This window comes from Oscillibacter sp. CAG:155 (assembly GCA_000436875.1).
Classification (GTDB): domain Bacteria; phylum Bacillota; class Clostridia; order Oscillospirales; family Oscillospiraceae; genus Oscillibacter.
In genome coordinates this window covers 3,022-23,339 of sequence record FR890940.1, presented here as the reverse complement: position 1 = coordinate 23,339, position 20,318 = coordinate 3,022, and the positions used below count along the sequence as shown (strand labels likewise).

At 61.6% G+C, this 20,318-nt stretch carries 15 protein-coding genes and 1 pseudogene; 8 read left to right on the top strand and 8 right to left on the bottom strand.

What is annotated here, in order from left to right; genetic code table 11:
* Nucleotides 1-22: 22 nt before the first annotated feature.
* Together QZL67_RS08105 and QZL67_RS08100 are read left to right on the top strand one after the other, a co-directional pair.
* A pseudogene (locus tag QZL67_RS08105) lies at nt 23-1,027 on the top strand (thiamine pyrophosphate-dependent enzyme); the annotation flags it as partial.
* 296 nt (nt 1,028-1,323) lie between these two features.
* Complete coding sequence (locus QZL67_RS08100) at nt 1,324-3,327, top strand: LTA synthase family protein (RefSeq protein WP_022290221.1); 2,004 nt, start codon at nt 1,324-1,326, stop codon at nt 3,325-3,327.
* Nucleotides 3,328-3,461: 134 nt separating this feature from the next.
* Here the strand turns inward: QZL67_RS08100 and QZL67_RS08095 are convergent, their stop codons facing one another.
* The 5 genes from QZL67_RS08095 to QZL67_RS08075 form a co-directional block, all read right to left on the bottom strand.
* The gene (locus QZL67_RS08095) at nt 3,462-4,202 is read right to left on the bottom strand and encodes a hypothetical protein (RefSeq protein WP_022290220.1); all 741 of its coding nucleotides are present in this window, start codon (nt 4,200-4,202) and stop codon (nt 3,462-3,464) included.
* A 1-nt stretch (nt 4,203) separates the two neighbouring features.
* On the bottom strand, nt 4,204-5,535 hold the full coding sequence (locus QZL67_RS08090; RefSeq protein WP_022290219.1) for a Mur ligase family protein: 1,332 nt from the start codon (nt 5,533-5,535) through the stop codon (nt 4,204-4,206).
* Nucleotides 5,532-6,212: a cyclase family protein gene (locus QZL67_RS08085; RefSeq protein WP_022290218.1), complete on the bottom strand. Its 681-nt coding sequence runs from the start codon at nt 6,210-6,212 to the stop codon at nt 5,532-5,534. The genes QZL67_RS08090 and QZL67_RS08085 overlap by 4 nt, the downstream gene beginning before the upstream one ends.
* Before the next feature lie 97 nt (nt 6,213-6,309).
* Nucleotides 6,310-8,175: a tRNA uridine-5-carboxymethylaminomethyl(34) synthesis enzyme MnmG gene (mnmG, locus tag QZL67_RS08080; RefSeq protein ID WP_022290217.1), complete on the bottom strand. Its 1,866-nt coding sequence runs from the start codon at nt 8,173-8,175 to the stop codon at nt 6,310-6,312.
* A gap of 89 nt (nt 8,176-8,264) precedes the next feature.
* Nucleotides 8,265-9,122 carry a metallophosphoesterase gene (locus QZL67_RS08075; protein WP_022290216.1) on the bottom strand — a complete coding sequence of 286 codons (858 nt, stop codon included), beginning with the start codon at nt 9,120-9,122 and terminating at the stop codon, nt 8,265-8,267.
* A gap of 704 nt (nt 9,123-9,826) precedes the next feature.
* Between QZL67_RS08075 and QZL67_RS08070 the strand changes: the two genes are divergently transcribed.
* The 5 genes from QZL67_RS08070 (at nt 9,827) to QZL67_RS08050 (ending at nt 15,686) form a co-directional block, all read left to right on the top strand.
* Nucleotides 9,827-10,465, top strand: a complete 639-nt coding sequence (locus tag QZL67_RS08070) for a hypothetical protein (RefSeq protein WP_022290215.1) — start codon at nt 9,827-9,829, stop codon at nt 10,463-10,465.
* Nucleotides 10,466-10,718: 253 nt separating this feature from the next.
* Complete coding sequence (locus tag QZL67_RS08065) at nt 10,719-12,842, top strand: sodium-translocating pyrophosphatase (RefSeq protein WP_022290214.1); 2,124 nt, start codon at nt 10,719-10,721, stop codon at nt 12,840-12,842.
* A 279-nt stretch (nt 12,843-13,121) separates the two neighbouring features.
* Nucleotides 13,122-13,814, top strand: a complete 693-nt coding sequence (locus QZL67_RS08060; protein WP_022290213.1) for an iron-sulfur cluster assembly scaffold protein — start codon at nt 13,122-13,124, stop codon at nt 13,812-13,814.
* A gap of 19 nt (nt 13,815-13,833) precedes the next feature.
* Nucleotides 13,834-14,832 (top strand): GGGtGRT protein, encoded by a 999-nt coding sequence (locus QZL67_RS08055; RefSeq protein WP_022290212.1) that lies wholly within the window; start codon nt 13,834-13,836, stop codon nt 14,830-14,832.
* Nucleotides 14,833-15,128: 296 nt separating this feature from the next.
* Nucleotides 15,129-15,686, top strand: coding sequence for a class I SAM-dependent methyltransferase (locus QZL67_RS08050; RefSeq protein WP_022290211.1), 558 nt, complete (start codon nt 15,129-15,131; stop codon nt 15,684-15,686).
* Nucleotides 15,687-15,741: 55 nt separating this feature from the next.
* On the opposite strand, the gene QZL67_RS08045 is transcribed toward QZL67_RS08050, so the two are convergent.
* From QZL67_RS08045 to QZL67_RS08035, 3 genes are all read right to left on the bottom strand, one after another.
* Nucleotides 15,742-16,605 (bottom strand): helix-turn-helix domain-containing protein, encoded by an 864-nt coding sequence (locus QZL67_RS08045; RefSeq protein ID WP_292920140.1) that lies wholly within the window; start codon nt 16,603-16,605, stop codon nt 15,742-15,744.
* A 146-nt stretch (nt 16,606-16,751) separates the two neighbouring features.
* Nucleotides 16,752-17,507, bottom strand: coding sequence for a helix-turn-helix domain-containing protein (locus tag QZL67_RS08040; protein ID WP_022290209.1), 756 nt, complete (start codon nt 17,505-17,507; stop codon nt 16,752-16,754).
* Nucleotides 17,508-17,595: 88 nt separating this feature from the next.
* Nucleotides 17,596-19,179 (bottom strand): amidohydrolase family protein, encoded by a 1,584-nt coding sequence (locus QZL67_RS08035; RefSeq protein WP_022290208.1) that lies wholly within the window; start codon nt 19,177-19,179, stop codon nt 17,596-17,598.
* A 146-nt stretch (nt 19,180-19,325) separates the two neighbouring features.
* On the opposite strand from QZL67_RS08035, the gene QZL67_RS08030 reads away from it, so the two are divergent.
* Complete coding sequence (locus QZL67_RS08030; protein WP_022290207.1) at nt 19,326-20,318, top strand: DUF3795 domain-containing protein; 993 nt, start codon at nt 19,326-19,328, stop codon at nt 20,316-20,318.

The window sequence follows — 20,318 nt, the reverse complement described above, 5'->3', positions numbered from 1 at the left end:
CACTCATTGATACACCCCCACCGCCCCCGGCTCCTCCCCCACCTGGGCCGGCCCTGCCGCTACCTCTCCTTACTGCACCAATAAGGAAGGCCACGGCCCCGCTTGGTCCAACTCCCTGTTCGAGGATAACGCCGAGCACGGCCTGGGCATGTTCCTGGGTCAGCAGGCCACCCGCGAGCGTCTGGCCGGCAAGATCAAGGAGCTGGCCGGCGTGACTGAGAGCGCTGAGAAGAAGGCTGCCTGCGAGGAGTATCTGGCCACCATGGAGGACTATGAGGCCAACAAGGCTGCCATTGCCAAGCTGCTGCCTCTGCTGGAAGCCGATCCCGACTGCCGGTTCAGCAAGGAGATCCTGGCTGACAAGGAGTATCTGGGCAAGAAGTCCATGTGGATCTTCGGCGGTGACGGCTGGGCGTACGACATCGGCTTCGGCGGCGTGGATCACGTCCTGGCCTCCGGCAACGATGTGAACATCTTCGTCTTCGATACCGAGGTTTACTCCAACACCGGCGGACAGGCTTCCAAGGCCTCCAACATCGGCCAGGTGGCACAGTTCGCTGCGGCCGGTAAGGAGATCAAGAAGAAGTCCCTGGCGGAGATCGCCATGAGCTACGGCTACATCTATGTGGCTCAGGTGGCCATGGGCGCCAACCCCGCTCAGACCCTGAAGGCCATCCAGGAGGCCGAGGCCTATCACGGCCCGTCCCTGATCATCGGCTATGCTCCCTGCGAGATGCACTCCATCAAGGGCGGCATGATGAACTGCCAGAAGGAAATGAAGCGCGCTGTGGAATGCGGCTATTGGAACCTGTTCCGCTTCCAGCCCGACGATAAGGGCGGCAAGTTCACCCTGGATTCCAAGGAGCCTGCCGGCGGTTATCAGGAGTTCCTGATGAACGAGGCTCGCTACAGCCGTCTGACTCGCGAGTTCCCCGACCGTGCCTCTGATCTGTTCGCGCGGAACGAGAAGAGCGCCATGGACCGCTATCAGCACCTGCTGAAGCTGAAGGCCATGTACTCTGAATAAGAGTCTCTCCCCCCTGAATAAAAGGACCACGGGTTTTCCCCGTGGTCCTTTTTTGACGCCGTTGCGTCGGAACAAAAGATGCGGGAAATTCGCGTCAAAAGCTGTATAAAAAGACGAAACTTAGGGAAAATAGGGTGAATACAGCGGGAGTTCTGTGAAAGTTTGTAAAAAATAACGAAAGAAAAAGTTAGAAACCGGTAGAATCATTCACAACAAAGGTCTATAATCAATCTCTAATTGGAACATTGGAAACCTGGAAGATTGGAACGAAATACAGAAAAGGAGTATACCCTACCATGAAACTTGCACAGAAATCCCCCGCTGCCCCGGATGCCGGGCATCCGCAGGAACGCAGGGCGTTCCTGTATATCTTTTTGCTGGCGGTGGTATTGACGCTGGTGGTGGAACTGTTCAACCACAAGACGTTTACCGATGGGGCGGACTCGTTTTTGGAGTTCGTGGGGGGAAATCCCCTGGCTGTGGTTGTCAATGTGGCACTGGTGCTGGCAACACTTTCTCCGGCGCTGTTTCTGCGCAGACGGGTCTTTTGGTGCGCCCTGATCTCATTTATCTGGATCGTGGGCGGCGCAGTCAACGGATTCATTCTGCTCAGCCGTATGACGCCCTTTACCGTGGCGGACCTGACCGTATTCAACACCGGTTTGGATACCCTGCCCAACTACCTGTCCACCAAATACATCGTGATGCTGGCCGTGGCACTGGTGATTCTGGTGGTGGGATTGATCCTGCTGTTCTGGAAAGGCCCCCGCAACGACTATCCCCTGCGCCACCGGATGGCTGCAGGCCTGCTGGCAGTGGTGCTGTGCGGCGGCCTGTTGGGCGGCAGCTGGGCGCTGGCCTTCCGGCTGGGGTACCTCTCCAACACCTTTGCGAACCTGGCGTTTGCCTATGAGGATTATGGCTTTTCTTACTGCTTCTTGCAGACCTGGCTGAACAAGGGCATCCGCCGCCCGGAAAATTACAGCGCCGAGTCGGTGCAGAAACTCCGCCAGGAAGCCGAGGCCGGCGCTGCCGAGGTCAATGCCGACCCGCAGACGGATGTCAACGTCATCTATGTGCAGCTGGAGTCTTTCATCGACCCCAAGGAGATCACGGACCTGCAGCTGTCTGAGGATGCGGTTCCCACCTGGACAAAGCTGACGGAGGAGTATTCCTCCGGCTATCTGACGGTGCCCGTTGTGGGCGCCGGCACCGCCAATACCGAGTGCGAAGTCCTGACCGGCATGAGCACCAAGCTCTTTGGCCCCGGCGAGTACCCCTACCAGACCCGGCTGATGGACCGGACAGTGGAGTCCGTGGCCTATGACCTGAAGGAAAACGGATACGCCACTCACGCGATCCACAACCACCGCGCTGCGTTCTATAACCGCAACGACGTGTACGCCAATCTGGGCTTTGATGACTTTACCTCCATCGAATATATGCCCAAAGCGGAGCGGACCCCCAAGAACTGGGCCAAGGACAGCATCCTCACCGACCAGATTATCAAGGCGCTGGATGTGACGGAGGACCAGTCGGATCTGGTGTTTACTGTTTCCGTGCAGGGCCATGGCAAGTATCCCACGGAGCAGGTACTGGAGGACCCGGTCATTACGGTGCAGTCCTGCCCGGATGAGGAGTATCACTACGCCATCGAGTATTACGTCAATCAGGTCCACGAGATGGACGAGTTTATCAAGACGCTGACGGATGAACTGTCCCAGCGGGATGAAAAGACTGTTCTGGTGCTCTATGGCGACCATCTGCCTGCGCTGAATCTGGAGGCCAGTGACATGAAGTCCGGTACGCTCTACCGTACCCGCTATGTCATCTGGGATAACTTCGGCCTGGAAAAGCAGGATGAAAACCTGACCGCCTATCAGCTCTCCGCCGCTGTGCTGGGCCGTCTGGGCATTACCAACGGCGTGATGAATCAGTACCAGCAGTTCTGCCGGGACGAGAGCACGTACTGGAACGGCCTGTGGACACTGCAATATGATGTGCTGTACGGCCAGAAGTACCTCTATGACGGGGAGTCCCCCTATGAGCCCACGGATATGAAGATGGGCATGGCGCCCATCACCATCCGCTCCGTGACCCACGGCATGGATGCGTGGTATATCAACGGCGAGAACTTCAGCCCCTACTGCAAGGTCACTGTGGGCGGCAAGGAACTCAAGACCGCCTATATCTCTCCCTGGATCCTGCAGGTCCAGGAGAACCCGGGCACCATGGATGTGGAAGACTTCAACATCCGGGTGGTGGATACCCACAAGGAGATCCTCAGCGATACGGAATAAGTTCCGGGGCAAAAAAGCACGGGAGCCAGCCGAATCTAGGCTGGCTCCCGTATTTTTTCAAATGAATCCATTCCAACGAAAAAAGCGCCTCTCCGAACACAAGAACTTCAGTGTTCAGAGAGGCGCTTTGCGGATTATTTCCGATTGCCCTGGCAGCGCAGCCGCAGCTGCTCCTCCGTAATGGCATAGCCCGATTCCGCCCAGGAATCCGTGGGCCGCTCCTGGGGCAGCGGTGTGTTCCGGTGCTGGTAGATGGCGGCGATCACCGCATCCAGCATCCGGGGATTCTTTACCAGGATGGGACCGGTCAGCTCCGAGGCAAACACGTTTTTCCAGTGGAAGCCCTCGGCCCCCAGGGCCGCCTCGTTGCCGAAACCCAATCCCAGGCTGGTCAGCAGCGGCGTCTTGACGCCGGAGATCACGGCACACTTATTTATAAAGCCCACCACGGCCTGCGGATAGAGGTCCGTTTTACCGTAGACATCGCCTACGATGCGCCGTGTTCCCTGTACCGCGGTAAAGTCCGCCAGTGCAATGCCGGGGTGTTCCTTCCCGCTTGCATCGGTAATCGTCTTGCCCAGAAGCTCCATGGCAGTGCCTGCAAAGAGCATGGCGGTCCCCTCCCCTGCCAGGGCGCACACGGTGCTGCCATAGCGGGTAAAGTCCGCCAGCGCCGCCAGCTGGCTGCGCTCCGTACCGGCGCCCATGTAGAGGAAGTCAGCGCCCTCCAGGGCCGCCTCCTGACCCGGCAGCACCGTCTCCACGATGACGGTGTTGCCCAGGCCCTCCAGGCTGCGCTTGAGGACGGACACGTTGGCATAGCTGCCGTAGAGCCCCATCAGATCGGGATAGAAATGAATCAGACGCAGTTCCATTTCACACGTCCTCCTTTTCCACATGGGCCAGGATCTTGTCCCGGTCCGAGAAGCAGGTCACCACGTACACATCCTCACTGCCGCTTTCTGCCAGTTCCTTTGCAGCGGCGGCAATATCCGGCTGAACGGACCACTTCTCTGCCGGCAGCGCGGTGAAGGAGAACCGCTCCGCCAGATCGTTGCAGTACCGGCCGGAGAGGATGACCCGCTGGACCTGGGGGCAGTTGAGCTGGTCAAAGTCGATGTCCCACAGCCAGCTGGTCTCGCTGGTGAAGTACTTCCGGCTCACCGCGTCCACGATCACCAGCACGGTGCAGGGGGACTGCTCGCCCCGGATATAGCGTAGGTTCGTATCGTAGGCGATGGAGTTTTCGTGCTTGCTGGTGAGCAGCGTCCCGTGATGGGCGCCCAGGGTGAAACGCTGCATCCGGCCGTTTTTCAGGATATAGTTGTTGATGACGCCGGCAATGGTGTCGGCGGCGATGCCAACCCGGCGGCAGACCGCGTAGGCCGCCAGGATGTTATAGACGTTGTAGATGCTGCGGAAAGCCAGCTGGATGGTGACGGCATTGTCAATGGTGAGCCGTCCCTGGGCGAGATCCACAGCCGTCACGGTATAGTCGGTGGCGGGACGGCGGTGTCCGCAGCGGGTGCAGTGATAGGAGCCGATGTGGTTGTAGTGGACGAAGTCATATTCCATGGGCGCCTTGCACACCGGGCAGTAGGCCCCGTCGTGGTAGACGCCGGTGGGGGCATCCGTGTCGAAGGAGCAGTGGTCCAGACCGAACCACTGGACTTTTTCGTGGCCATTGGCAAAGCAGCTGGAGAGCGGATCGTCCGCGTTGAGCAGCAGCTCCGTGTCCGGATGGATGGCCGGCAAAATGGCGTCATACACCCACTCCGGATGGCCGTTGCGGGTCAGCTGGTCCCGGTAGAGGTTGGTGATGACGAACTCCGAGGGGTGGAAGTAACGGAAGCTGTGGGCGGCGTAGCGCTCGTCGGACTCGATGAGCAGTACGTCGGCCCGGACACGGCCGCCCAGGGTGGCGTGGGTCAGTACCGCCGTGGTGACACCCTCAATCTGATTGGAGCCCTCCTCATTGTACACCACGCTCTTGCCGCCGGCCCGCAGGATGGCGGCGATCATCTCCACCGTGGAGGTCTTGCCGTTGCTGCCGGTGACGGCGATGATGCGGGGAGGCAGCTGCACCCGGGCCAGAATGTCCGGGCAGATCTTCAGCGCGTACTTGCCGGGCAGGGAGCTCCCCTTGCCCACCAGGGAACCTACGGCATGACCCAGCTTGCACACCAGGATGGCCAGGAACTTCCTCATTGCGCGTCCATCTCCTTTTCCTCCGGCTCCGGGAAGTCCCGGAACTCGGCAATGGCGCGGACCGGTGCACCGTCCGCGTCAGCAAATTTCAGCGGCAGGGCAAAGAACATGATGTCCTTGCGGCCCACCAGCTTGCGCAGGCACAGATTTTCCACGATCACGAGGCCGCCCTCCAGCAGGACATGGTGGGCGGAGAACTCCTTGTTCACCAGGGCGTCCACGCTGATGGCATCGGTACCCACGCCCTTGAGGCCGCAGCGGACCAGATACCGGGCCGCCTCCTCGTCCAGGATGGGAAAGGGCTCATCCAGGAAAGCGGGGGTGTCCCATTTCTTCTCCCAGCCGGTGTAGAGCAGGACATAGTCCGCCGTGCGGAGAAAGCCGTTTTGCGCCTGGAGGAAATCGGCGGTGACGATCCCGCCGGTGCCCAGATGGGACACATCCAGCACAGCGGCCCGGCCGCAGAACTGAGAGGCGGGCAGCTTGTCCAGCCCAAAGCCGTCCGGCAGGATGTGACGGGGGGCGTCCATGTGGGTGCCGGTGTGGGAGCCCACCTGCAGCAGGGTCTCCCGGGCGCCGTCGTGGGTGATGGTGCGGGTGGGGGAGAACGCGGGAGCAGGGGTGCCGGGATAGACGAAGGTGTCCGGCGTGATGGTGTGGGTCAGGTCAATGATCATGGCGCAATACCTTCCTTGTGGAGTGATGGAAATTGAACCGCCGGCGGGGACTCCCCGGAACGGCGAACTTTTGAAATGAGAAAACCGGTGCGGAGCCTCAGTGCTCCAGATAGATCATCAGCGCGGCAATGTCTGCCGGGCTCACGCCGGAGATGCGGGCCGCCTGGCCCAGATCCAGCGGCTGCACGGCGGAGAGTTTTTCCCGGGCTTCCAGACGCAGCCCCTGGATGGAGGCGTAGTCCAGTCCGGGGGGCAGGCGGTGGGACTCCATGCGGCGGAACTCCTCCACCTGCTTTTGCTGGCGCTGAATATAGCCCTCGTACTTTACCCGGATCTCCACCTGTTCCCGTACGTCCGCCGGCAGGTCCGGACGGGTGGGGTCAAAGGGGGCCAGATCGTCATAATGGAGCTGGGGGCGGCGCAGCAGCGCCACCAGAGGACAGCCGTCGGTGACGTCCGCGGTGCCCCGCTGGGCCAGAAACGCGGACAGAGCGGGCGAGGGCGAGGCACCGGTATGGGTCAGGCGGCGAATCTCACGGTCCACCGCATCGTACTTCTCCTCTACGGCCCGCAGCCGCTCCTCCGATACCAGGCCGATCTCATAGCCCCGGCGGGTGAGCCGCTGGTCGGCGTTGTCCTGGCGCAGCAAAAGGCGGTACTCGCTGCGGGAGGTCATGATGCGGTAGGGCTCGTTGGTGCCCTTGGTCACCAGATCGTCGATGAGGGTGCCGATGTAGCTCTCACTCCGGGAGAGGACGAAGTCCCCCTCCCCCCGCAGCTTCCGGGCGGCATTGACGCCGGCCACAAAACCCTGGACCGCCGCCTCCTCATAGCCGGAGGAGCCGTTGAACTGGCCGGCGCCGTACAGACCGGAGACCGCCTTGGTCTCCAGCGTGGGCTTGAGGGCCAGGGGGTCGATGCAGTCGTACTCGATGGCATAGGCGGGGCGGGTCATCTCCGCGTGGGTGAGGCCCGGCACGCTGTGGAGCATTTGCAGCTGCACCTCCTCCGGCATGGAGGAGGAGAAGCCCTGGATGTACAGTTCCTCCGTGTTGAGCCCCATGGGTTCTACAAAGAGCTGGTGGCGGAGCTTGTCCGGAAAACGGACGATCTTGGTCTCAAAGGACGGGCAATACCGGGGGCCCACGCCTTCGATCAGGCCGGAGTACATGGGGGCCCGGTCCAAATTCTCCTGGACGATGCGCTTGGTCTCCTCCGTGGTCCAGGTCAGCCAGCACACGGCCCGGTTTTCCGGCGGATCGGCAGTGGAGTAGGAGAACGGAACCGGCAGCGCGTCGCCGGGCTGGAGCTCCATCTCGTCATAGTCCACGCTGCGGGCATTGACCCGCGGGGGCGTGCCGGTCTTGAACCGCCGCAGGGGAAGTCCCAGCGCCAGCAGGGAGTCCGTCAGGCGCAGAGCGGGATGCATCCCGTCGGGGCCGGAGGACTCCACGCACTCGCCGATGATGGTGCGGCCAGAGAGATAGGTGCCGGTGGCGAGGATGACGGCCTTCACATCAAACACCGCTCCGGTGGAGAGCACCACGGCGCTGACGGCGTCCTGCTCCGTCCGGATCTCCACCACCTCACCCTGGCGGACGGTCAGGTTTTCCTGAAGTTCCAGGGTGTGCTTCATCCGCTCCTGGTACTTCCGGCGGTCCGCCTGGGCCCGGAGAGACCACACGGCGGGGCCTTTGCCCTTGTTCAAAAGGCGATACTGGATGCAGCACTCGTCGGCGGCCTTTGCCATCTCACCTCCCAGGGCGTCCAGCTCCCGGACCAGATGGCCCTTGCCGGTGCCGCCGATGGCGGGATTGCAGGGCATATTGCCCACCGCGTCCAGGTTGATGGTGAACACAATGGTCCGCAGCCCCAGCCGGGCGGCCGCCAGCGCCGCCTCGATACCGGCATGGCCGGCGCCGATGACGGCAATATCAAATTGTCCGGCGTGAAATTCTGTCATGAAAGATCCTCTTTTGCAGTTGTTCCCACAGGCACCTGCGTGTGCCTGCAAACCTGAATCAGCGAAAAGCTCCGAAACCGCGGCGTGCTTCAGGCCCGGTGCAGTGTGACCATGGCCACCTCCGGCCGGTTAAAGAGCCGGAACGTGGCACCGGAGTTGCCCAGGCCCCGGGTGACGAAGAGGCAGGAGCCGTTTTCCTCATACAGCCCCGCCGTATGGGATGGGAGCAGATCCCAGTCATGGGAGAAGAGCCCGTCCGTAAAGGGCAGGCGGATCAGACCGCCGTGGGCATGGCCGGAAAACACCAGATCTGCCCCCAGCTTGCTGTACTGACTGGAAAAGCGGTTGTTCCGGTGGGCCAGCAGCATCCAGAAGGGATCGCCGCAGGCGGCGTAGATCTCCGCCGCCAGCTCCTCCGGCGTTTTCTGATCGGCGTAGCCGTTGGGATCGTCAATGCCGGCCAGTACCACGGAGTCCCCATTGCGCTCCAGCGTGACAAACTGATTGGAGAGCACGGTCACCCCGTGGGCGGTGAGGGTCTCCTTCAGCTCCGGGACGTCGCCGATGGCCCACTCGTGGTTGCCGGTGACATAATACGTGGGGGCGATGGCGCTCAGACCGTCCGCCAGCTCGGTCACATATTCCGGTTTCCGCCCCCGGTATTGATCTTCCAGATCCCCCAGAAAGAAAATATAGTCAGGTTTTTGTTCCGCCACGGTGCGGAAAAGCGTCTCGTTCTCCGGGCCGAAGCTGGCACTGTGGAGATCGCTGAGCACAGCGATGCGGCAGCCGTCAAACCCTGCCGGCAGATCGGAAAATGAGGGATCAGCTTCAGTCACCTGCAGGGAGGTGTTGTCCCACCAGAGAAAAACGGCCAGCAAAATGGCCGCCAGCAGCAGGGCACGGCCAGCCCGCGGCGGACGGTGTTTTCGGGGATGCGCTGCCATGGATGGCCTCCTCTGCCTTCAAAAATATATCCCGCGGTCCGTGCGCCTCCGCGGGAAAACAAAGTGTCCCACACTAGAAACCTTATTATACCATAAGAAGACGGAACCGCGCGAGGAAAAAAATAGACAAAGAGCTTGTAAAAACAGCTGAAAATTCCACGGGTTTCCGTAATTTCGACAGCGCCTCAAAGTACCCTTGGTGAGGGCGGCAAGAGAAAACGTGCAGATTATACAAAAAGTTAACAAATAGTTTATATAATACAACCAAAAACGACTTGCAAACGGGGAAAAACGGTGCTACAATGAATGCAATCAAACAGGAAAGGAGGATGCGAGAATGAAGGTTTTGTATACAGGCGGCGACGTGGATGATCTGATCTTCCCCGACAGCAGCTGGACCCGCAGCGAGCGGTAACAAAAAACGCCAACGGATGAAAAGCAGAAGCCGCGTCTGAGGGACGTGGGCTTTTTCTTTTTACCCTGTCAGCAGGAACCTCCGGAGGGAGCGCCCTGCTGACGATAGATGTGGAGCCCGGGCAGCGCAGCCCGGAAGCCCCGCCGGCCTGTGCCGGCGGTTTTTTTATATCCGGCGTCGGAAAAGCAAAAAATTCGTGGATTTTTCTGGTAATGTATGATACAGTGAACCTAGGAGAGAGGATTCTGCACAGCGGAATATGCCCTGGTTGTGGAAGGGGAGAGCCGAGATGAAGGAGAGATGTCTGGCGGCGCTGTTGATCGTCCTGCTGCTGAGTGGATGCGGCAGTGGAAGCGCGAAGGAAACTGTACCGTCGGCAGGGCTTGAGCAGGCGGAAACTGTGGAGGCAGACGGAGCCATGACGGCGGAGCAGACGGAAAAAGAGGCCCGCTCTCTGACCGTGGAAGAGGTGCTCGCCGCCTATGACCAGGCGGTGGAGGCCTACAGCTGGTTTGACCTGACGCCGCTGCCTGCGGCGGGAACAGCGGTGGAACTGGACGGCGGGTCCTATCTGCCGGTGGACCGACAGGGCATGTCCACCATGCTGGAACTGCGGACCTATCTGCGGGGCCTGTTTTCCGAGGAAGTGACCGACCAGCTGCTGGAGACCGGCGGCAGCCGCCCCCTGTACCGGGAGGTGGACGGCACCCTGTATGTGCGCGCCAACAGTGGCCGGGAAAAAGACCCCTACAAGGGTGGGGTCAATGCGCAGGTCAAGCAGGAGAACGAGACATCGTATGCCGTCAATGTGACGGTGGACCTGCTGGACGGCGACCGCAGGGAGGTCACCGGCGTGGAGTGTTATGCCTTCCCCTATCAGTGGGTGGAGGACCGGTGGGTCTTTACCCAGTTTCAGCTGGTATACTGAATAAAATCAGGAGGCGCGGCTGACATGCTCGGCCGCGGTTCATCCTGCCAGCCTGTCCGAAGAAGTTTGGACAGGCTTTTTTGCGCCCGGCGACAGGAAAGAGGCAAATATTTTCATTGAAAAGTGTATACTTGCAGAAACCGCTGATTTGATATCGGTAAAACGCTTAACTATTGCTTGCAAAATGCGGAAGATGTGGTACAATTTATACAAACCAACGGCAGCGGCCGAAGCAACAAGGAGTGAAGAAAACATGGAAAACCTATTCTGGATCGGATTCGTCGGTGCACTGGTAGCCGGCCTCTTTGCCTGGGCACAGGCGAAGCGGGTGCTGCGTTATTCCGAGGGAACGGACACGATGAAAAAGATCGCGTCCTCCATCCGGGCGGGCGCCAACGCATACCTGAAACACCAGTATACCACGGTGGCGAAGGTCTTTGTGGTGGTCTTTGTGATCCTGCTGATCATTGCCTTTGCCAGTGACGGCAGCATGCTCTCCAAGTTTACGCCGTTTGCCTTTGTCACCGGCGGCATCTGGTCCATGCTGGCGGGCTTCATCGGTATGAAGATCGCCACCAATTCCAATGCCCGCACCGCGCAGGCCGCCTCTGAGAGCCTGAACAAGGGCCTTCGGGTGGCGTTTTCCTCCGGCTCTGTGATGGGCTTCACCGTGGTGGGTCTGGGCATGCTGGACATCACGGTCTGGTTTTTCCTGCTGCGCTATGCCTTCGGGATCAATGACCCTGTTCAGTTGGGCAACATCATGGTCATGAACGGCATGGGCGCCTCCTTTATGGCGCTGTTCGCCCGTGTGGGCGGCGGCATCTACACCAAGGCCGCCGACGTGGGCGCGGACCTGGTGGGCAAGGTGGAGGCCGGCATCCCCGAGGATGACCCCCGCAACCCCGCCACCATCGCCGACAACGTGGGCGACAACGTAGGCGACGTGGCCGGCATGGGCGCCGATCTGTACGAGTCCTATGTGGGCTCCATTCTGGCCACCTTCGCGCTGGGCGCTGTGGGCGGCTATGGCTGGGGCGGACTGCTGCTGCCGGTGGCACTGGCTGTGTGCGGTATTTTCTGCTCCATCATCGGCTCCTTCCTGGTCAAGACCCGGGAGGATGCAACCCAGCAGTCCCTGCTCAAGAGCCTGCGCACCGGTACCTATACCGCTGCTGTGCTCTCTGCCGTGCTGGCGGCTCCCCTTACCTATTTCATCCTGGACGGCCACATGGGCGTGTATGTGTCCATCCTCTGCGGCCTGATCGGCGGCTGTGCCATCGGCTACTTCACCGAGTACTACACCTCTGATACCTACAAGCCCACCCAGGAGCTGGCGGCGGCCTCCGAGACCGGTTCCGCCACCATCATCATCGGCGGCCTGTCCCTGGGCCTCAAGTCCACCATGACCTCCATCCTGATCGTGGCGGCAGCCGTACTGGTGAGCTACTTCTCCGCCGGCGGCTCCACCGTCATCGTGGATGAAGCGGGCGCCTTCACTGAGGCCTTCAACAAGGGCCTCTATGGCATCGGCATCGCCGGCGTGGGCATGCTCTCCACCCTGGGCATCACCCTGGCCACCGACGCCTACGGCCCCGTGGCCGACAATGCCGGCGGCATCGCCGAGATGAGCGGCCTGCCGGAGGAGGTCCGGGAGCGCACCGACGCGCTGGATTCCCTGGGCAACACCACCGCCGCCACCGGCAAGGGCTTTGCCATCGGCTCCGCATCCCTGACCGCCCTGGCCCTGCTGGTCTCCTACGTCAACATCGTTCAGGAGAACACCACCGAGACGCTGAACTTCACCCTGACCAGCCCCACGGTGCTGGTGGGTATGTTTGTGGGCGCCATGCTGACCTTCGTGTTCTCTGCTTTCACCATGAGCGCCGTGCAGAAGGCGGCACAGTCCATCGTGATGGAGGTCCGCCGCCAGTTCCGGGAGATCAAGGGCATCATGACCGGCGAGGCCGACCCCGATTACGCCTCCTGCGTGGCCCTTTGCACCAAGGGTGCCCTGCATGAGATGGTGGTGCCCGCATTGCTGGCCATCATCGTCCCCATCCTCACCGGACTGATCCTGGGTCCCACCGGCGTGGTGGGATTGCTCGGCGGCGTGTCGGTCACCGGCTTTGCCATGGCCGTGTTCATGTCCAACGCCGGCGGCGCCTGGGACAATGCCAAGAAGTATATCGAGTCCGGCCACCACGGCGGTAAGGGTTCCGAGCAGCACAAGGCCGCTGTCGTGGGCGACACCGTGGGCGATCCCTTCAAGGATACCTCCGGCCCGTCCTTGAACATCCTCATCAAGCTCTGCTCCACGGTTTCCATCGTGTTCTCCGGCTTAATCCTGGCCTTTAACCTGATGAACTTCCTGTAAGCATTTTCCAGATTCGCGTCCCTGCCGCCGGAGGCGGCGGGGACGCGTTTTTCTCCTGGGGACCGGCTGGGAGGGACCGGGCCAAATCCCGAAAATTTGTCTTTTTTCACAGGAAAAGCCGCCAAATTTTGGCCGGTTCGGACCGTTCTCCGACCCTGCTGTTTGCTTGACAAGGTAATCGTTTGCCGATATAATATTTTGTGGAAAACATCCGGAAGGCCCGGAAAACGGACCAGTTTCCGCAGAAGATATCAAGAGGAAAGAAAGGAACGCACGAACATGATCTATTCGACCGAAGTGCAGAACATGTGCCCCGTCGCCAAGGGCGCGTACCATGGTCCCGCTCCCATTCCCGAGGAGGGCAAGTGGGTCCAGGCCAAGGAAATCAAGGACATCTCCGGCCTCACCCACGGTGTGGGCTGGTGCGCCCCTCAGCAGGGCGCCTGCAAACTGACCCTCAATGTCAAGGACGGCATCATTGAGGAGGCTCTGGTGGAGACTCTGGGCTGCTCCGGCATGACCCACTCCGCCGCCATGGCCTCCGAGATCCTGGTGGGCAAGACCATCCTGGAGGCGCTGAACACCGACCTGGTGTGCGACGCCATCAACACCGCCATGCGGGAGCTGTTCCTCCAGATCGTCTACGGTCGCACCCAGACCGCATTCTCCGAGGGCGGCCTGCCCATCGGCGCTTCTCTGGAGGACCTGGGCAAGGGCCTTCGCAGCCAGGTGGGCACCATGTTCGCCTCCAAGGCCAAGGGTCCCCGCTACCTGGAGATGGCCGAGGGCTATGTCACCCGCATCGCCCTGAACAAGGACGATGAGATCATCGGCTATGAGTTCATCAATCTGGGCAAGATGATGGATGCCATCAAGAAGGGCACCGACGCCAATGAAGCCATGGAGGCCGCCAAGGGCCGCTATGGTCAGTTCGATGCCGCTGTGAAGTATATCGATCCCCGTCAGGAATAAGAAAAGGAGGAATTGACCAATGGCTCTGTTTGAAAGCTACGAGAGAAGAATCGACAAGATCAATTCCGTCCTGGCTCAGTACGGAATTTCCAGCGTGGAGGAGTGCCGCGAGATCTGCAAGGCCGCCGGCTTCGACCCCTACGAGATCGTCAAGGGCATCCAGCCCATCTGCTTTGAAAACGCCGCCTGGGCATACTGCGTGGGTGCTGCCATCGCTTTGAAGAAGAACGTGGCCACCGCCGCCGACGCCGCCGAGGCCATTGGCGAGGGCCTCCAGGCCTTCTGCATCCCCGGCTCCGTGGCTGAGGACCGCAAGGTGGGCCTGGGTCACGGCAATCTGGGCGCCATGCTGCTGCGGGACGAGACCAAGTGCTTTGCCTTCCTGGCCGGCCACGAGTCCTTCGCCGCCGCTGAGGGTGCCATCGGCATCGTCCGCAACGCCAACAAGGCCCGGAAGGAGCCCCTGCGGGTTATCCTCAACGGCCTGGGCAAGGACGCCGCCCAGATCATCTCCCGTATCAACGGCTTCACCTATGTCCAGACCCAGTTTGACTACTACACCAGCGAGCTGAAAATCGTCCGGGAGATCCGCTACTCCGAGGGCGAGCGAGCTGACGTCCGCTGCTACGGTGCCGACGACGTCCGGGAGGGCGTGGCCATCATGCACCACGAGGGCGTGGACGTGTCCATCACCGGCAACTCCACCAACCCCACCCGCTTCCAGCACCCTGTGGCCGGCACCTATAAGAAAGAGTGCATCGAGCAGGGCAAGAAGTATTTCTCCGTGGCCTCCGGCGGCGGTACTGGTCGGACCCTGCACCCGGACAACATGGCCGCCGGCCCTGCCAGCTACGGCATGACCGACACCATGGGCCGTATGCACTCCGACGCCCAGTTCGCCGGCTCCTCCTCTGTGCCTGCCCACGTGGAGATGATGGGCTTCCTGGGCATGGGCAACAACCCCATGGTGGGCGCCACTGTGGCTGTGGCGGTTGCCGTTGCGGAGAGCAAGAAGTAAGTATCTGTTTTCGGCAGTATCGGGACGTGCCCACCATGATCGCAGCGGTTGCTGCGTCCAAGCGTTTCCGGCCCAGCCGGAAACCTTGAACCGGGCGGGCTCTGCCTGACCGGTTGGCTCCGATCGGAAGGGCTCCCAAAACGGGAACAGCCCGTTTTGGGATAGGGTGCCACCGTGGCAGTGGCCGTTGCTGTTGCGGAGAGCAAGAAGTAAGGACGCGTTTTCTGGCGATATGAACGGACCCCCGGGGAACTCCCCGGGGGTCTCCTTTCCGCTTGATGTGTTAAGGAGGAAGTATGCAGCTCAATACCCTGGGAATGGTCCATGAATTCCTGCAGCAGACCGTCCACCCCGGCGCCTTCTGCATCGACGCCACCGCCGGAAAGGGGCGGGATACCGCCCTCCTCTGCCGCCTGGCGGGAGAGACGGGCCGCGTCCTGGCCTTTGACATCCAGGCCGAGGCGGTGGCTCAGACGAAGGCGCTGCTGGAGCAGGAGGGCCTGCAGGCGGAGGTGTATCTGGACAGCCATGAGAATATGGCCCGCTATGTCCGGCCGGAGACCGTGGACTGCGTAGTATTCAACTTCGGCCGTCTGCCGGGTGGGGACCCGAAGATCTTCACCCGGGCGGAGAGCTCTCTTCGGGCCATCGACGCCGGGCTTTCTCTGCTCCGGCCCGGCGGTGTTATGGCCATTGCCCTCTACTACGGCGGCGAGAACGGCTATGACGAGCGGGACGCGGTGCTCTCCCATCTGGAGACGCTGGATCAGCGTCGCTTTACGGTGCTCTCCTGCCGCTGGGCCAATCGCCGCGGCGACCCGCCCATGCCGGTTTTTGTGTGGAAAGAGGGCTGAAACGAATACAATTTGTAAAAAATCCCCGGAGGATTCCTCCGGGGATTTGCTTTTTTCAATTTTTTGCGGTTCCTGCGGCGCGCCAAGTGCGCCGCACCAGCCACACCAGCGCCAGCACATAACACAACCACAGTGCCGCCCCCAGCGGGGCATTGCGGTAATAATCCGGAAACAGCAGGGGGAAGAAGTTGACCAGCACCTCACCGGCGGACAGGGGCTGGAGCCGGGGAACGGATAAAATCCACAGCGTCGGCAGCCACAGCGCGGCCAGCAGCCCCAGCCAGATGGTCCAGCAGGCCTTCAGTCCCGGCGGATTGCGCAGCGTTCTCCAGGCCAGAAGTACCAGTGCTGCCAGTTGTACCAGCGCCAGCAGAGGTGCAAGCAGCGCCGTATTCTGCCAGTATCCGGGGCTCAGCAGCTGGCTCATGCTGACGCTGGTGGCAGATCGGGTGATGAACAGAGCAAAGATCCACAGCGTCCACCCGATGGCAAGTCCCAGCCGCCGCCGCACCAGCAGGCACAGCACACCTGCTGCAAAAACCGGCAGTGTGATAAAAAACAGGGCAAAGTTCAGCAGGGTCACCGCCAGGGAGATCACCATGAGCAGAATACCCGCCAGCTTCTGCCGGTGGAGCCGCAAGAGTTCTGCCGCAGGGGCCGCGGCGGGCTGACTTCCTTCCGGTGCAGAAGCAGAGGCACCATGGGCCTCCGGCTCCGGGAACTGCCCGGTCTCTCCTTTCACCAGCTCGTCCAGCGTGACGCCGAACACCTTCGAGAGCTTTACCAATCTGTCCAGGTCCGGGACGCTCCCGTCCGTCTCCCACTTGCTGACGGACTGCCTGGAGACACCCAGCTGTTCCGCCAGGGCGTCCTGGGAAAGTCCCGCCTGTGTGCGCAGCCGCACAATCCGCTGCCCCATGGTCAATGGGTCCGCCTCCCTCCGATTTTTCTGGAACCATGATACCAGAGCGGCGGAAAAATGTCCACCAAGGGGTCTTGTCAATGGTGCAACTGTCAGTTGCGGTGGGGAGTTTGCAATACAAAACGCAAAAATTCCCCGGAGAATTACTCCGGGGAATCACTTTTTCCCGCTGTTTTTCTTTTGAAGTTTCTGAGCGACCGGAGGGAGGGCAGGCCCAGAAGTCTCAGAAAACAACCCCACAGCAGGTACCCCCAGGCTATTGCCTTGGGATGACGGTAGACGGACAGCTGAATGACATTGGGTGAAAAGCCGGAGCCCTGGGAGAGAGACTGATGAGAGTAGAAGGCATACAGCATCTGGAATGATGCACTCGCCAGATAGAGGAAAAAGGGAGCCATGACCATCAGCCACACGGCCATTATCGCCAGGAGGACCCATCGGCCCCGCACCGCCCACCGGCGGTCCAGGTGATCTGCCCGCAGCAGGACCAGACACCCCCGGGCCAGGGTCCATCCCAGCAGAAGATAGAACAGGGGATGCACGAAGTAGACCACCAGATAGCTGACGGATGGGATGTAAGATTTCTGCATCAGCTGCCGTCCCCACGCCAGACCGGCGGTCTCCAGAATACCCAACAGGGCCGCCACCACTGCACTGGCCACCAGCCGCCGCAGACGCCGGACGTGGGCCTCCCGGTCTGCCGGGGCATAGAGGATCTCCTTGACGTCCGCGTCCAGTGCCGCAGCCAGTGTAGTCAGCATTTCCACGTCCGGCCGGGATCGGCCCGTCTCATAGTTGGAGACAGTCTGCCGGGTGACGTGGAGGGTCTCTGCCAGCTGGTCCTGACTGAGTTTCTTCCGCGTCCGCAAAAAGCGGATGTTCTTGCCGATATCATTCATAGGTGGGCCTCCTTTGCTGGCTCCATTGTACGCCGGGAGGTTAATTTTTGTCACGCCAAGAGTCTTTGCGGCGGGGGAAATTGCCGTTTCAAAGAATGGTCCCGTTCCGTGCCCCGGTGAAATGGCCCTCCGCAATGGCGGGGACGCCCGCCACGAACACATAGTCCATGCCGGCGGCCAGCTGCTCCGGGTCCTGCCAGGTTCCACGCTCCTGGATCTGTGCCAGGTCGAAGAGGCATAGGTCCGCGTCGGCGCCCACCTGGATACGTCCCTTTTGGATAAGGCCCAGCCGGTCCGCCGGGAGGCGGGTCATTTTGTGGACGGCCTCCGGCAGGGTCAGCACATGCCGTTCCCGGACGTAGGATTCCAGAACCCTGGGGAAGGTGCCGTACACCCGGGGATGCAGCAGTCCCCCCACGGGATAGGTGGCGTCGGAGATCACCGAGGAGAATGGGGCACGGAGAATGTCGTCGATGTCCGCCTGGTCGGTGATGCGGTCGATCATGGAGGCGGCGCAGTGCTCCCGGGCCAGCAGATCAAAGAGCACGTCATAGGGGTCTCCCCCCTGCCGGTGTGCCAGGTCCGCCAGGGAGATTCCCTCCCAGGGCCGGTCTGCGGGGTCATGGAGGGAGGTGGGCAGGATGTTCTCGAAGCCCACCAGCAGAGAGATGTTCTCAAAATCCGTTCCCGTCTCCATCCGCCTCCGCATGGTCGCCCGCTTCTCCGGGGTCTGGAGGGATGCCGTCAGGGCGTCTATGCCGCCGGCCTGGAACTCCGGCGGCAGCACGTGGATCAGCTGGGTGGAGCCTGCCGGATAGGGATAGACGTCGCAGGCAATGTCCAGTCCCTCCTGCCGGGCCTGTTCCAGCATCCTCAGCATCTCCGGCACCGCCCAGCGCCAGTTGCGGCGGCCGATGGCTTTCAGGTGGCTGATCTCCACCGGAGTCCGGAGACTGCGGGCCACGGTGAGCATCTCCGAGAGGGCATCCACCACGCCGTCTCCCTCCTGCCGCATGTGGACGGTGATAGGAACACCGGAATCCCGCAGGGGTTCCAGTGCCCGAATGAGGCCGGGCATATCATAAAAACACTCCGGGGCGTACCCCAGCCCCAGAGAGACCCCCAGGGCGCCGTCCTCCAGCGCCCGTTCCAGCAGGGTGTGGAGCTGGCGGTATTCCTCCTCCGTCAGCGGTCCATCCCGGAACCCGGCCACACAGGCCCGCAGGGTCCCCATTCCCACCAGCATTCCGGTGTGGAGAGGCGGATGGGCGGCAGCGGCTTGATGGCGGTAGTCTGCCAGGGTGGGAAACTCTCTGCCGGAGGGCAGCTGGCCCACGATGGGCGCCAGATAGGACAGGGTCTCCTGCCGGTGCGGGCCGTCCACCGGAGCGAGGGACAGTCCGCAGTTTCCGTTGACCACGGTGGTCAGCCCCTGGCACAGCTCCGCCCTGCCCCAGCCGGGACGGAAGAGGGCGTCATCCGCGTGGCGGTGGATATCCAGAAAACCGGGAGTGAGATACCGGCCCCGGGCATCCAGGACTTGAACAGCCGTCGTGTCCATGAGCTGCCCCACCGCGGCAATGTGTCCGCTGGAAAGAGCCACGTCTCCCTGCCGGACGGGTCCGCCGGAGCCGTCCAGAATCCGGGCGTTTTGAATGAGATAATCGAACATGACCGGGCCTCCTTTTGCTTTTTGCCCAGTGTAGCACCCTGCCGGAGGCTTTGCAAGGCGGGCGACTGTTACCGCTTTGTAAGGAAACGGCAAAATTCCCTGTGCTATACTGAAAAAAAGACGATTGCCGGAGAGGGGGCGTCCTGATGGCTGGACTATGCGGAAAGCACTGTGATGACTGTGAGGACCGGCAGCGATACGGGTGCCGGGGCTGTTTGGAGACGGAGGGCATGCCGGTCTGGGGCACCTGCCGGGCGGCATCGTGCTGCCGCAGCCGGGGATACCCGGACTGCAGAGGGTGTGACGAACGGACATCCTGCGGCAAGCCGGAGGAGGCGGAGAAAACCCGCTGCCGGTGGACGGCGGAGGAAGGCGAACGCCGGAACCGTTGGCGGGAGGGCATGGCCCGGCGGGCGCCGGTGCTGGCTCAGTGGCTGCCGGTGCTGTTCTGGCTGCTGCTGTGCGGCGAAGTGGTGAATCTGCTGGACCAGCGGCTGAATCCGGGCGGCATATGGGATGGGATCAGCACTGTGGTCAGCGTTGGCCTTGCCATCGGGCTGCTGGTGGTGTTCTGGAAGCTCTCTCCCCTGTCCCGCCGGTTCCGAACGGTATGGCGGACTCAGCTGGCCCTTCAGATCGCCAGCGTGGGAATCCTAGTGATTTTGGCCCTGAAGGAGGATGCTCTGGATACAGGCACCACCCTGCCCGGCGGCGTCGTGGCGGGATTGCTGCTGGTGGTCGTAGGTCTCGTGGCGGTGGAGATGGCGGCCCGGTGTTTCTTCTATGGTGCCATGGCGGCGGAACTGGAGGAAAGTGTGTTTCCTCAGCTTCCCGGCGCGGGTTTCGAGGACCGGCCCACACCCGTACCGCTGCGCCTGGCGGAAGACTGGCGGCTGCTGCGCGTGTTTACGCTGGCAAGCGCGGGGGCGATCCTGGTGTGTCTGCTCGCCATGCTGGCGGTGCTTCGGTCCGCCTCGGGAGTCCTTCTCTTTTTGCTGGTGGCCCTGATCGCGGCGCTGATGCTGGTGGGCTGCATGGTGGCGGAACTGGTGCTGGTGTGGAAGAGCGCCGCGTTTTTCCGGTCCGTCCGGGTGGGAAGTCCGTCACTTCCAAAACCGGGGATGGACGAAAACCCGTAA